This window comes from Exiguobacterium aestuarii (assembly GCF_020171655.1).
In the GTDB taxonomy this organism is placed as follows: domain Bacteria; phylum Bacillota; class Bacilli; order Exiguobacteriales; family Exiguobacteriaceae; genus Exiguobacterium; species Exiguobacterium aestuarii_A.
Genome location: NZ_JAIVAC010000005.1, coordinates 1 through 14,590, shown reverse-complemented (window position 1 = coordinate 14,590; position 14,590 = coordinate 1). Strand labels below are relative to the sequence as shown.

The 14,590-nt window shown below is 42.8% G+C and carries 11 protein-coding genes and 2 riboswitches; of the genes, 4 read left to right on the top strand and 7 right to left on the bottom strand.

The features are described 5' to 3' along the window. The first annotated feature begins 373 nt into the window (after window positions 1–373). On the top strand, window positions 374–1,216 hold the full coding sequence (locus tag LCM29_RS14345; protein ID WP_224863678.1) for a VanW family protein: 843 nt from the start codon (window positions 374–376) through the stop codon (window positions 1,214–1,216). A gap of 26 nt (window positions 1,217–1,242) precedes the next feature. Here LCM29_RS14345 and LCM29_RS14340 read toward each other — a convergent pair whose 3' ends face one another. The 6 genes from LCM29_RS14340 to LCM29_RS14315 form a co-directional block, all read right to left on the bottom strand. Continuing rightward, window positions 1,243–2,601: an NCS2 family permease gene (locus LCM29_RS14340; RefSeq protein WP_251125744.1), complete on the bottom strand. Its 1,359-nt coding sequence runs from the start codon at window positions 2,599–2,601 to the stop codon at window positions 1,243–1,245. 88 nt (window positions 2,602–2,689) lie between these two features. Beyond that, a riboswitch (purine riboswitch) is annotated at window positions 2,690–2,791 on the bottom strand. Between the two features lie 134 nt (window positions 2,792–2,925). Beyond that, complete coding sequence (gene guaA / locus LCM29_RS14335; protein ID WP_263600870.1) at window positions 2,926–4,449, bottom strand: glutamine-hydrolyzing GMP synthase; 1,524 nt, start codon at window positions 4,447–4,449, stop codon at window positions 2,926–2,928. Between the two features lie 110 nt (window positions 4,450–4,559). Continuing rightward, a riboswitch (purine riboswitch) is annotated at window positions 4,560–4,660 on the bottom strand. 41 nt (window positions 4,661–4,701) lie between these two features. Then, on the bottom strand, window positions 4,702–6,801 hold the full coding sequence (locus LCM29_RS14330; RefSeq protein WP_224863672.1) for a transglutaminase domain-containing protein: 2,100 nt from the start codon (window positions 6,799–6,801) through the stop codon (window positions 4,702–4,704). Beyond that, window positions 6,798–7,868 carry a DUF58 domain-containing protein gene (locus tag LCM29_RS14325; protein WP_224863670.1) on the bottom strand — a complete coding sequence of 357 codons (1,071 nt, stop codon included), beginning with the start codon at window positions 7,866–7,868 and terminating at the stop codon, window positions 6,798–6,800. The genes LCM29_RS14330 and LCM29_RS14325 overlap by 4 nt, the downstream gene beginning before the upstream one ends. After that, window positions 7,865–8,815 (bottom strand): AAA family ATPase, encoded by a 951-nt coding sequence (locus LCM29_RS14320; protein ID WP_224863668.1) that lies wholly within the window; start codon window positions 8,813–8,815, stop codon window positions 7,865–7,867. Before LCM29_RS14320 ends, LCM29_RS14325 begins: the two co-directional genes overlap by 4 nt. 172 nt (window positions 8,816–8,987) lie before the next feature. Continuing rightward, on the bottom strand, window positions 8,988–9,593 hold the full coding sequence (locus LCM29_RS14315) for a flavin reductase family protein (protein WP_224863666.1): 606 nt from the start codon (window positions 9,591–9,593) through the stop codon (window positions 8,988–8,990). Between the two features lie 237 nt (window positions 9,594–9,830). Between LCM29_RS14315 and LCM29_RS14310 the strand changes: the two genes are divergently transcribed. Further along, window positions 9,831–11,672, top strand: coding sequence for an ATP-binding protein (locus tag LCM29_RS14310; RefSeq protein ID WP_224863664.1), 1,842 nt, complete (start codon window positions 9,831–9,833; stop codon window positions 11,670–11,672). Window positions 11,673–11,870: 198 nt separating this feature from the next. Continuing rightward, on the top strand, window positions 11,871–12,188 hold the full coding sequence (locus LCM29_RS14305) for a hypothetical protein (protein ID WP_074032508.1): 318 nt from the start codon (window positions 11,871–11,873) through the stop codon (window positions 12,186–12,188). A gap of 48 nt (window positions 12,189–12,236) precedes the next feature. Here the strand turns inward: LCM29_RS14305 and LCM29_RS14300 are convergent, their stop codons facing one another. Next, window positions 12,237–13,502, bottom strand: a complete 1,266-nt coding sequence (locus tag LCM29_RS14300) for a helix-turn-helix transcriptional regulator (RefSeq protein ID WP_224863662.1) — start codon at window positions 13,500–13,502, stop codon at window positions 12,237–12,239. Window positions 13,503–13,766: 264 nt separating this feature from the next. On the opposite strand from LCM29_RS14300, the gene LCM29_RS14295 reads away from it, so the two are divergent. After that, window positions 13,767–14,444 carry a hypothetical protein gene (locus LCM29_RS14295; protein ID WP_224863661.1) on the top strand — a complete coding sequence of 226 codons (678 nt, stop codon included), beginning with the start codon at window positions 13,767–13,769 and terminating at the stop codon, window positions 14,442–14,444. Window positions 14,445–14,590: the final 146 nt, after the last annotated feature.

Here is a 14,590-nt window from a genome sequence, read left to right as displayed (position 1 = left end):
TCAAACTCTCCAAAGAATTTGATATAGCTCTTAAATTGACGAAGCTTGCGCTTCATTCAAAAATTGTAAAACTTATTTTTGCCTCATCGTTCAGTTTTCAAAGTTCGTCTGCCGCTCTTGGCGACTAAATGATAATAACATTTAATTCTTTTTGATGTCAACAACTTTTTTGTTTGTTCAACGTTTGTCGCTGGCAACAGAGATAACTATATCACCTGCTTTTTAATCTTGCAAGCATTATTCTAAAAAAACTTTTGATTATTTTTCGTATCTTCATAAAGTTTGAATCTCAACTTCTAAAAGGAAGAACAGATTACTTTAAAGAATACACTTATATCTAATAACGACTATCAACCGATAAGGAGTCACATTCATGATCCAACACGATTTACAAAAACCAAAAAAGCGCTCCCCGTTTAGAATATGGTCTGGTACACAAGTATACACAATGAAGCGACGATTGGAATGGATAACAGATAAACGACAATACGTCTCGAAACAAAACATTGAACCAATGCCTTATCTCATCTTCACACACCGAACTCCCCTCTATCGACAGCTACGCGATGTAGACATGGAAGTTCAACATAATAAAGTCACGAATCTAAAGATCGCAATCGCAAACCTAAACGGAGCCATCCTAACACCGAACGACGTCTTTTCTTATTGGAAGATGATCGGAAAGCCCACCAAACGAAAAGGGTATGTCGATGGCATGATTCTGCATTACGGAAAGGTCACCTCAGGAATCGGTGGTGGCTTATGCCAACTATCTAACCTCATTTATTGGATTACACTTCATAGTCCATTGACTGTAACTGAGCGTTATCGTCATAGCTACGACGTGTTTCCTGACTATCGAAGAGACCAACCATTCGGAAGTGGCGCTACATGCTCTTACAATTATCTCGATCTACAAATTACAAATCAAACCGCACAAACGTATCAACTCCTTCTATATATAGAGGGAGATTATCTCGTAGGTGAATGGCGCTCTACCATCCCGAATAAAGAGCAGTATCGTATATATGAAGAAAACCACCATTTCACACGTGAGTGGTGGGGAGGGACAATACGACACAATCAGATTTTCAGAGAGGTTACTTCAACGAATGGGACTCATCTCCGAAATGAATTCATTACAGAGAATCATGCCATCACGATGTATGATCCTTTCCTACCCGAAAATACTGCATACAAAAAAGCCGACTCTTAATGGAAGAGCCGGCTTTTCAAATGAACTTATGCGTGTGGTAAGAACATGAAGTATGCCAAGAAGATGATTAACATCCCATACATGATTGGATGAATTTCTTTCGTCTTCCCTTTCGCGATCATCATGAGTGGGTAAAGGATGAACCCAAGCCCAATTCCTGTTGCGATTGAAGATGTCAAAGGCATCATAATGATCGTCAAGAAAGCTGGTACGGCGATTTCGATTTTCTTCCAATCGATATCAAGAAGAGCCGAAGCCATGAGCACACCGACAATGATTAATGCAGGAGCCGTAACCGGCGCTGTTACAACCGCCAAGAGAGGTGAGAAGAACAATGCCAAACCGAAGAACAATCCTGCGAACACCGCCGTCAAACCTGTACGTCCACCTGCAGCAACACCAGCTGACGATTCAACATATGAAGTCGCTGTAGATGTTCCGAAGATCGCACCAGCTACCGTTGCTGTCGAATCAGCCATTAACGCCTTACTTGCGCGCGGTACTTTGTTTTCTTTCATGATTCCTGCTTGACGCGCCACGGCAACGAGCGTACCAGCCGTATCAAAGAAATCGATGAAGAAGAACGTTAAGATGACAATCAGCATTTGGAGCGTGAATACGTCACTGAAGTTGATGAACGCTTGACCAAATGTTGATGACATGCTCGGTGGCATTGACACCACATCAGAGATTGCCGTCGGAGTCGGAACGAGACCGAAGATCATACCAACGATTGCTGTCAACAACATCCCGATGAAGATTCCACCTTTTACATCACGCGCCATGAGCAAGGCACTGACAACAAGTCCAAATACAGCGAGAAGTGTTGTGCCAGTTCCAAGTGAACCGAGACTTACGAGTGTCGCTTCGTTCGCTACAACAATCCCTGCATTCTTCAATCCGATGAAAGCGATAAAGAAACCAATCCCTGCTGCGACCGCCATTTTGAGTGGCGCTGGAATCGCGTTAACAATTGTTTCGCGAATACCAGAAAGCGTCAATACGATGAAGAAGAGACCTGATACGAGTACACCCGACAAAGCCGTTTGCCACGGTACACCCATTCCGATAACAACGCTATATGCGAAGAACGCGTTGAGGCCCATGCCCGGCGCAATCGCAATCGGATAGTTCGCTAAAAGTCCCATTGTCAATGAACCGACTACTGCAACAAGTCCTGTTGCGACGAAGACCGCCCCTGTATCCATCCCCGCTGCCCCGAGAACGTTTGGGTTCACGAAAAGGATGTACGCCATTGCGAGGAACGTTGTGAATCCTGCAATCAATTCAGTGCGGACACTCGTCCCAAGTGCTGTGAGTTGGAAGTAACGATCAATCCGACTCGTTGTAGGTTGTTGCTGTTCTTGCTTGAGCTGTGTGCTCATTTGTTTTCCTCCTTGTACTCGCCGTAAAACGAGAAAAGGTCCCCGGCAAATGACCGAGGACCCCACGCGAAACATACGAGGGCATGCACCCTCATCTATGTCTCGCCGTAGTGAAATCATTTAAGGTGATTTCGTAGAGACTCTCGGGCCATATCCCCGACATTATACGGCAAAATATTTTATAATTGTTCGGTTATAATAAGAACGTTCTTATCGTATCAGCGTGAAAATAGAATGTCAACTAAATTCACGGATTTTACATCTTAAAAAAACGTTAATGTTCGGTTTTAAGACAAAACAGAGGGTGTGAGCCCTCTGTTTGGCTTATTCCCATTCAATTGTTGCAGGTGGCTTAGACGTAATGTCATACAGCACACGGTTGACGTGGCTGACTTCATTGACGATACGGACAGAGATTTTCTCAAGTACATCCCATGGAATGCGCGCCCAATCAGACGTCATCCCATCAATCGATGTAACGGCACGGACGCCGACTGCATAGTCGTACGTACGCTCATCACCCATAACTCCAACTGAGCGAATCGGTGTGAGGACCGTGAAGTATTGCCAGATATCTCGTTCAAGACCTGCCTTCTTCACTTCTTCGCGCAAAATTGCATCTGATTCACGGACAATTTCGAGTTTCTCTTCAGTGATTTCACCAAGTACACGAATTCCTAGACCCGGGCCTGGGAATGGCTGGCGCCATACGATATAGTCAGGAAGACCGAGCTCAGTACCGAGCGCACGGACTTCATCTTTAAAGAGCGTGTTGAGTGGTTCGATCAATGTGAAGTTCATGTCTTCTGGCAATCCACCGACATTATGGTGTGATTTGATTGTTTGCGCTGTATCTGTCCCACTCTCGATAATGTCTGTATAGAGCGTTCCTTGTGCGAGGAAGTCCATATCGACAAGTTTCGATGCTTCTTCATCAAATACATAGATGAACTCGTTTCCGATAATCTTACGTTTTTGTTCAGGATCCGACACACCAGCTAACTTCGTCAAGAAACGTTCCTGCGCATCGATTTTAATGACCTTCATGTTAAACCCGTCAGCGAACGTCTTCATGACGCTATCTGCTTCTCCTTTACGAAGGAGACCGTGGTCGACGAACATACATGTCAATTGATCACCGATCGCGCGATGCACGAGTGCCGCAACGACAGAAGAGTCGACGCCACCTGAAAGGGCGCAGAGCACTTGCTTGTCGCCAACGATTTCACGAATCTTTTCGACTTCGAGGTCAATAAAGTTTTCCATTGACCATTCACCTTTAGCACCACACACTTCATAGATGAAGTTTTTCAAGATGTCGTTCCCATACTCCGAGTGACGAACCTCTGGATGATATTGAACGCCATACATTTTCAACTCATCGTTTTTAATCGAAGCGACCGGGCAAGATGGGTTCGTTCCGTCAACGATGAATCCTTCAGGCGCTTCCATGACGAGGTCGCCGTGGCTCATCCAGACTGTGTGCTCGACTGGGAGACCCTTGTAGATAGCTGATGCTTCCGGCGTTGAGAACAATGTCGCTTTTCCATACTCACGGTGTGCGGCACGTTCGACACGACCACCGAAATGATGCGTCATGAGCTGCATGCCGTAACAGATTCCGAAGATTGGAATACCTAATTCGAAAATTTCCGGGTCACAACGATATGCACCTTCTGCGTATACGCTGTTCGGTCCACCAGAGAAGATGATGCCGACCGGGTTCAATTCGCGAATCTCCGCTGCAGTCATTTTATGTGAATGCAACTCACTGTATACGCCAAGGTCACGTACACGACGCGTGATCAACTGGTTATACTGTCCACCAAAATCGAGCACCAAAATCATTTCTTGTTCTACTTTCACGAAATCTCCACCTTTCTGCCTTCTCCTCAAAAAAAGGACGAGCCTCTCCCCAGATTATCCAAACCGAAGAAGAAGCACGCCCTTTTCTTTGTATGCGAAACGTGCTCCTTCATAGTCGGTCCATTTACGGTGGTCCGGTAGAGACTCTCGCGCCAATTCACGAGTATATACGAAGGAATGCCATGTTCAATTATCTAACTAATGCGTCTATCTTACTTGATGCATCCCGCCACTTCAACTCATAATTCTGCGAATCATGATTTTCCAATATTCTTTATATTTTGAATTCGGTTCTTGTTCGGCATAAACCGCTTGTTCGAACAAAGCCGTCAAGCGCGTCATATCATTCGTTTCGTAATAGGCATCGACTTCTTTGGCAAGCTCCGAAGGCGTACGCCCTTCGACTTTAAATCCATTCGCGCGAAGTCGCTTCACCAAATAGCGATGCATCGATACGAGGCTACCGTCTGTGAGCGGACGACTCATCCACCAGACATACATAATTTGTCGCTCAATGATTTTCCGGTTCCAAATGACAACGGCCACAAGGAAAAGAATTACAATCCATCCCCATACCGGGATACTGCGAGACTCTTCTTGTGCATCACCTGTTGTGACATCATCGATCAACAAATCTTCTTGTGGACGATTTTGCGCATTATTGTCTTGCGTTGCCTGCGGATCATTCGTTGCCGGTGTCGTATCATCTGTATTCGTTTCCCGTTCCATCTGTAGTAAGTTCGCATCTGAGAAGCTGATCGTCGCCTCTAACGGGACCCAACCTGCTCCTTCGATAAAATACTCGACCCATGAATGGGCGTGACGGTTACGAATCGTATGCTCTTCCTCACCTTGAACAACTCCTCGCGTGTCGCCCATCGTAAATCCTTTTACCCAACGTGTCGGGATTCCATTCGCTCGTAATAAGACGGCTGCTGACGTAGAGAAGTTATCACAATAACCAATCTGCGTGTCGAACAAGAATTGGTCTACATAATCGGTTTCCCCTTCTGGTTGCGCGACATCTTCGGTATCATACTGAAATTCTCCGTTTCGGAAGTACGCTTCTACCGCTTCTGCTTTCTCATTTGGAGTCTCACTTTCAGCGGTAATCTCCGTAGCCAAGTCACGTACACGATCCGGTAAAGAATCAGGTAGTTGCAAATAGACCTGTTCTTCCTCTTCTGTCAGGGATGTTACCTCTTCATTTAAGGCAAGTTGCTCTTCTGAGAAAGCCGGAACACTATAGCGAAGTTGAATCGTCCGCGGTGTGGCTTGATTTTCGTTTTCAAACACAATTTTTCCGGACGGCTGGATTGTGATTGTCTCGTTCGGAAAAGCTTGTTCGATATCTCCGACCCGAAATTCAGTGCCTGACTCTGTTTCCGTCGCTTGAGGATACTCTCCCCCATACGGAACGAATGTTTGACGACGATCAAAACGCAAAAGTGCCTGTTCCGGGGTTGTATCTACTTCAGAGTCGACCAATTGCCCGCGATTATAGTTAGAATCTAAAACAGGTGCCTCAATCCAACCTTTTCCTGTATAGATGGCTTTCGATTCGATTCGCCAGTAACGAGCCGGTACGCCTCGCGCGATAAAGACAATGCTATCATCCTGTTCAAACGGACCACCTAGTGCCTCATCGTTCACACCATATCCGACCCGACCTGGTCCGTTCCCATCACCTTCTGTTGTCGCATTTCGGAAACTCGTTGTGATTCGGTCGGACCAATCTCCTTCTAATGTCGGAGAGGCACTCGCAAGCGCAACGACGACACTGAGAAGCAAACCGATACTGACGAATCGTACGAGCGATTGACTTGGACGCTTCGCTAAATCCGTGACAAATAGTAAGAGAAGTGAGGTGACGATCGCATAAAGGATATTCCCTTCTCCGTCATATAGTGTCCACGTATCGAAATAAGCCATGACACCCAATGTCGAAACGATCATCCCAAGTGCGAATCCGTAACTCGGGTATGTTCGTCCGACAAGGATGGCAAATAGTAGACCGATGAGCGCCATTGCAGAGAAGAAAATCGCCTCGTTTGGTAACTCACCGCTTATGACGCCCATAAAATCTTCCATCCATATGCCAAACCAGTCGAAAATACTTCCGTGATAGACGTATAACACAACTAGGAAATTGAGAAGGGAGATTCCAAGAAATGCACTCCATGGGAGAAGACTGACGAACATTGGGACGATCAGAAGGAAATAAAACGGCCAACTTACATCGAACGTTGTACTTCCAACAATCGGCTCGATCCAAAAAGACAATAAGTAGGCGGCGAGCACTGTATATACAATCCGTGTGATCCACGTCTTCATCCCGTCACCTCATTTACAGCTGTGTATAAGTGATAACTACCTTGAGTTTCATGCATGAGCTCTCGAATCGAAGTCGTTTCAAACGGACTGATCAGAATCAAGTCCCCCATTTGTTGAGGCAAGTTTTGTTTCACACGCTCGACAAGACGCCCCTCCGCTTTCGGAGTCGCAGTCAACAGATAGTGTCCGACTTCTGCACTTTGATCCGGAAGATGGAATAAACGGACCTGTTCTTCAATGACATATAGCTCAAACGGCAAGTTCTTTCGTTCCAACTGTCGAATCGCACCAACGAGCAAGGACAACGAACGTTCAAACGCCTCCTCATACCCGGCAGAGACTGCCGGGACGAATACGAGCGAAAGTTTCTTTTCTTGCTCTTGGTCAAATGTTTTTGTCATCAAGTTTCCACGTCGAGCGGATGCTTTCCAGTCAATCCGACCAATTCGGTCCCCTGCCGCGTATTCACGGACACCACTCGTCGTATTGGCCACTTCCGTATAAGTACGCATTTGACGATATTGTTCGCCGCGTCCTCCGACATGTTCATCCCGCGGAAGGTCGAACGGAAGTTCAGCAGGTGACACTTCTACGACCGTTTCGATTCGTAACGTCCGCTTTCGGTCGAATAAACCAAACACATCGCGTACATGAAGAACTGTTCGGTCAAAGACATGAATCCCCCGCTTAATCGCATTGACCTCGTAATGGACCACTTCGGCGCGTCGAAAGAAACGGTCTACCGGTACGATGATTGTCCTGTCTTCATCAATCAATCGTTGTGGCAATCGTTCTTCTAACGTCACCATTCCAATCAAAAAAGGATATTTTCGTTCGATTCGTAACTCGACGTCCATTGATTGACCCGAGACGAGACGTTTCGTCGTGACTCGTCGTGACACATTTGCCGCAGTGACCGGATAAATCATAAAGAGCGTCCAATAAACCGTCAACACCACGAACGACCACCATAATGTCGAAGCAACGATACTCCCTTCGATACGGGCAAATGCGTACAATCCGAATGCCGCCGCCCATACAACGAACAGCTTCATCCAGTTTTTCATACCTCGTTGACCTCACGATCCATCGGGACAGGCAACGTATCAAGCCAACCTTGAATCAATTGATTTGGTGTTTTCCCTTTATAACGCGCTTCCGCCGTCAACAAGACGCGATGTCCAAGCACACTCGTCGCCATCGCCTTGACATCATCCGGTAACACGAAGTCACGATTATGAATATACGCCCATGCCTGCGCCGCTTTCATCAATGCGAGCGTAGCTCGCGGACTACCTCCTAAATACGTATGGGGATCCTTCCGTGACTCATGTACCAATCGTACAATGTATTGTTTGACGGCACTTGATACATGGACCTCTCTCACTTCACGTTGCATGAGTTCTACTTCTTGTTTTGTAATGACACTATGAAGCGCCTCAAGCGGCTCGTCCTTTTCAAAACGACTTAAGAGTGCGATTTCTTCATTAAATGTCGGATAACCCATCTCGATTTTGAGTAAGAAGCGGTCCAACTGTGCTTCCGGTAATGGATACGTCCCTTCATGCTCAATCGGGTTTTGTGTCGCCATGACGAAAAATGGTGAAGGTAACACTTTCAACTCACCGTCTACCGTTACACTCCGCTCGGCCATTGCCTCGAGAAGAGCGGACTGCGTTTTTGGTGAAGTTCGGTTAATTTCATCCGCTAAGATAATATTGCCCATGAGCGGTCCCGGACGATATTCGAACTCTCTCGTTTTTTGGTTATACATCGAGATTCCCGTCAAGTCGGACGGCAACATGTCTGGCGTAAATTGAATCCGTTTAAAATCTAAGTCGATTGCCCGGCTAAACGTACGAACGAGCATGGTCTTCCCAACGCCAGGTACGTCTTCTAAAAGAACATGCCCGCCTGCCAACAAGGCAGTCAGGCTCTTTGCGATGACTTCTTCTTTTCCGACAATCACAGTTTCAATGGCAGTTATAATCGATTGGACAGTTGGACGGTACATGACGGATTCCCCTTTTTCTCTGAATCTAGGATGACTTGAAGTTAGAATGTTCTGACTTTATTGTGACATAAGAGCGTTCCGAAATGAAAGAAATACTACATGCAAATACGCTCCTTATTCCTTTACCCAAAAAACGTGCTCGTTCTTTAGAAAAAACGGGCACGTTTGTCGATTATTCAGGACGCTTTACATCAAAAAGTTCACCGAGTGTTGCATAACTATTCCCGGCCATACGGCTGACCGGCGCCAACTGTCTCGCATCGATTCGTCCATGTTCATACAATCCCCGATCAATGTGAAAACGGACAACCCTTGCAATCAACAAGTCTGCTGTCGTTTGTCCTTCATGTTCGATTAGTACATGTTGATGTAAGACGCATTCAAATCGAATTTTTGCTTCTTTGATTCCTGGAGTCGTAATCACTTCGCTCGGTTGAATTGTGAACGTTGTACGTGACAGCTCACTCTCATCAGCGTCAAGATTCGCAGCCGTCTCATTCACAGCGTGAACATTTGTTTCGTCAACAACATGGATGACAAGTTCTTTAGTCGTGATTGCGTTTCTTGCCGTATCTTTCATCACGCCATTTTTTCGTTGAATAGACACGGAGACGAGAGGCGGATTGGAAGCGACTACGTTGAAATAACTGAATGGAGCAGCGTTGATCACGTCCCCATTACGTGTCGTTACAAAGGCGATTGGCCGCGGTACAATACTGCCAATCAAAAACTTATACGTGTCCCGCTCAGTTAAAGCGGATGGTTCAATGGATAACATTTAGTCACGCTCCTCGTTTTTTTATCTTAAATTCAAGATAATTATTATTGATGGTTTTGTCAACGACTAGAAGGTTGGGACGTGTATATTTTAATCATTTCGGGTAAATCGCTTTATGTGCTAGATATGCACATCACGTAAGCAAATTAATTCAATTTCCTTTCCCTTTTTCATAAAATGCAGGGCAAGGAAAAGATGGCCTATCGTTTTTTATGTTCAAGGAAGGAAGTAGAACGAATGATCAGCAAGTGGATTGAACAACTAAACAGTCGTCAAATACTCAGTATTTTATATAGCGTATGCGGATTTAGTCTCATTTTAACTGCCATTGGAGCCTGGTTTGTTCGAGATGGAAATGTGTCTACTCTCGAACTTACCGCCCTTCGGTGGATTTGGATGATAGGACTCGTCATGTTCATTAGCGCTATTCTTTTGATTGGTCGTCCGCTCATCAAACGAATGGCCGATCAAAACAGTAGACTTAAAATGAAAAAAGAAAAACTCGAAAATGTGATTAAAGAGTCAAAGCTAAACGAAATGAATCTTCAATACCGTAATGAATTGATCGAAGTATTGGCGTCGAAAGAATCTTTATTTGATTATTCTTCTGTCATCGAAAAAATCGTATTACTCACGAAGTCTGAATTCGGCGCGTTGTTACTCACTAAAGACGGAGAAATCACGTCTGTCGTACCAAAAGAAATGACTGAAGACCAACAAGAGAGTCTCAAAAAGGAATCACTGCTTCTTAAACGTGTCATGATTTCAAAGTCGCCTGCAGCTACTTCAAAGCGGGTCGTCGATGCCTTGCACACGTATCCGTATTATATTTATGAAACGGTCATCCCAATTATGGACCCGTCAGATAACAGCCTGATTGGTTGCCTATATTTGGCCCGTTACGATGAACACTATGACGCAAGTGAAAAGTCTGAACTGAATGCGTTCGCTAGTCAGCTCGCCATTTCACTGCTTCGGATGCAACTTTATCGTCAGATGCAACAAGATCGAAAAGAAACAGCTCAATTGATCAACTCCGTGCGCGAAGCCATTTTATACGTGAACTATGAAGACGATACTGTCGTTGGAAACCGCGCGTTTATTCGCATGTTTGATGACCTTCACTTCGACTATAAAGGGTATGAAGAGTTGTCAGCGATTGATATCGACATCGAGCAACTCGCAGAACGTGTAGATCAGCACGAACAATTCGTTCGTTACTTCGAACGCGTCTTTTCACAAGATACGCCCGAAGACGGACTTACAATTTCTATCGATCAAGGTGATTGTTTCATTCAGCTTTATGCCGAAAGCGTCTATCGCGATCGTCGACTTCGTGGAACGATGCTTGTGCTACGCGACGTCACTGCCGAGACCGAGGTAGATCGAATGAAGTCAGAGCTCGTTTCGACCGTATCACATGAGTTGCGAACGCCCCTTTCTTCAATCTATGGCTTTACGGAGCTCATGTTGTCACGTGATTTGAAAGAAAATCGACGAGAGCTTTATTTAAAAACGATTCATGATGAGGCGAAACGATTATCTTATCTCGTTAATGATTTCTTGGACCTTCAAAAAATGGAGTCTGGGAAACAAACGTTTGAATGGGAGCCGGTCGATTTGTATAAACTCGCTACTGACAGTGTAACGTTTTATCAAGAAACGACCGATCAACATGAATTGTTCATCGATGCTGATGCTGAAGAGAATTTTATAATCGATGCAGACTTAGAAGGAATGCGTCAGTTACTCGGAAACTTATTAAGTAACGCCATTAAGTACTCACCAGACGGGGGGAACATCCTCGTGTCACTCGAACGAGTAGACGAACAAGTCGTGATGAAGGTGCGAGATCACGGAATGGGTATTCCAAGCGCATCTCTCCCTCATCTCTTTGGAAAGTTTTATCGTGTCGACAACTCAGATCGTCGTAAAATCGGCGGTACTGGACTCGGGCTCGCAATCTGTAAGGAAATCGCTAAAGCACACGATGGTCAACTTCATGTGGAGTCGGTTTATGGAGAAGGAAGTACCTTCATCTGTGAGTTACCTACTTCAAAAGAGCACATCATGCAATAACACGGTCAATCAGACCGTGTTATTTTTAACTCTTTTTCAGAAAAAGCGGAAGGAGTTCTTTTACAAAATATAGAAAACTATAAATAGTAAACTGAGAGTATGAAAAGTGCTATACCCTACCCAATTATTTTTGCACGTACTAGAGCAAAAACAAGATATACTGATTATAAAGAGATGTTAGGATTGGAGGGCTTGCCATTGGATCATCGTGACCCACCTTTTTCAGAAATTGGAGACTTTAAACAATGGGGGCGTTTTGAAATCGATGTCCCTCACATGGGGGAGCAGGCGAAGTTCCAAAAAGCTGCCGCATTAGTTCGAAAACATATTCCATTGCGACTTGGTGGATTTTATATTATTGCGAGCGAAGAGCAAATTTTGCACAGTGGCTCATACGAAGGAAATCTTCAAAAACACTTCATTCATTTATTGCAGCAAGTCCATAACGGTCATTTAACAGATGAACGTCTTGTTCAAGAACAAGTTTGGACGGTGCATTATTTTACAACGCCATAAAAAAGAACTCGAAATCGGTACGCTTACTGATCTCGAGTTCTTCTTTATTTATTCCCAGCGTGACATCATCGAGATTGTTTTCTCGTAATATTCCGTAGCTAGTTTATATTTCCCTGTGTTTCTTAATTCTCTTGATAACCACAAAGCGTATTTATGCGTATAGTATTCGTCATACGCTTCAAAATACTCCACTGCTTTTTTTAAACTTTCAATCAACGCATATTGATTATTTTTTTGATATTTACTCACATAAATGTCAAAGTGGTAATTAAACTCAACCAACTCATTTTGATTACCTTTTAATTCATAGCCGCTTTCTAACCATTTTAAAATAGCATCAACATTATCTTGGGCAACACTAACTTCAAGCAGTGACATTACGCTATATAGCTTACTTTTAGCACCTTCTTTAACATGGTAGCTATCAAGAAAATATTTTTGCGCTTTTTCTTGGTCGCCAACTAAAAAGTAGATATCTCCCATATTGTTATAGAGCATCCCATAATAATCTTTCAAGTTTGCCTTATCGGCTACTTTTGCAGCTTTTTCGTAATGTTCTAATGCAACCGTATATCTTTTCCGCCTCTTAAATGACAATCCAATAATCATGTGAGATTCAATGATTCGTTCCAAACAAAAGTTCTCTTGAAAGTATTCAAGGGCTATCTTTACATATTCAATTGCCTGTGAATAATCTCTAAACCGATGATATAAAGCCCCCATCACATAATACATATCTGCCTTTTCCCAGTCTGGAATACTAGAACTCGAAATCTTATTTCCGACATTTTCCAATAGGTTAACAGTCGTGTTTCGATCAGCAGACTGGTATAAAAACATGTAGATACATTGCACCAAATCATAGCGAATGCGATCATCACTTTTCAACTGATCTTTAATCCAACCCACTTCGATTAAATATTGAATATTTCCACCAGGAGTTATACCAAAACGAGCTAATGTTATTAGTAATGTAATGTATAATTCTTTTGATTGTAAAACAACAGGATTCGTTTTAAATTTTTCTATTTTTTTAAAGTATTTTTCTTCTTGGCGTGATAATAACGCCTCTTTTAATATATCTCGAATTTCTTTTTTTGTTTGATCTACTTTTTCACTAAAATCATAGTAAAGAGGAACTTCTAATTCTAGCCTTTTAAAAATCAATTCTAAAACTCCATCACTTGGTGATGTTTGATTATTTTCAATTTTACTTAAATACGAAATCGAGCAAATACCTCTAGCCAATACAGATTGTTTCATATTTTTTCGCATGCGCTCTATTTTTATCAAGTTCCCAAAATTATATTCCATAATAAATAATAGCTCCTTCGAACTAAAATGATTACTTTTTTATTAACAAATTAGTCTTTTTGTCACACGCTCATGAAAATTTATTCAAAACAAGCTCTTAATTACATACTTTTTATAGAAAGTTTCCCAACCTATTAGTCCCCTTTTTTTAAAGATGACATGATAACATTGAACTAGTTAAAACAGTTTCTACAGATTATTTAGTTACTTTTTACTAAATAAAATATTTCATTTTAATCATCAATACGGGGGTGAAAATGACAAATGGGAAAACTAAGCTTTTTACTTGCTGAAGACTACATTAAACCTAAAATTTATTTTAAGTCAAAGCAAGTTGAAACAGTAAGCTCGATTTTTACAAGTGAAGATCACGATAATTTTTTTGGATTGGAACATCTAAATCAGTTATTATGTTCTTCTAAGGGTTTTATTGTAAACGCTTTTCAAATCGATTACTACCAATCATTACCTCGACTAATAGCTAGGACATTGAAAAAAAGTTATTCTTTCAAAAAACTTTACATTTTAGGACCCGAACTATCACTTTCTATTTTAAGAAGAAGCACAAAATCTCTTTATGAAAAACAATTTCTTGATTACGAATATATTAACGTAGAACAAGATTCCGAATTCGTGGCAAATCAATGTGTTACGTTACTTGAAGAAGGACACATTTTATACATCCTTCCAGAAACATCTGTTTGCTGGAAGCCAAATATACTTCCTGAGTCAGAGATAATATCGCATGCACTTTGTAGTACGATGTTAAGTCAGCAAGTAAATGTCTCAATCTTAGCATCTGCTTTAAAGAACGAAACTGGAAAGATAGTTGTTTTTCCAGCAGACAATCCCGAATCCTATACAGGGGACATGGAGACTAAAATTCATCTTCAATCTGAAACACTTTACCAGTTGTTGGATTCTTTAAAACCTGACGAATAAACTCATATGAAATTAAGAGTTACAGCATTAAAAAATATAAATCAACTATTAGTGGAGGTTTTATTAATGAGAAAAGTAACAGGAGTACTTTTAATTGCTACAGCAGTCTTGCTTTTAGGAAGTTCTGTTAGACCTTTAGTAGATGA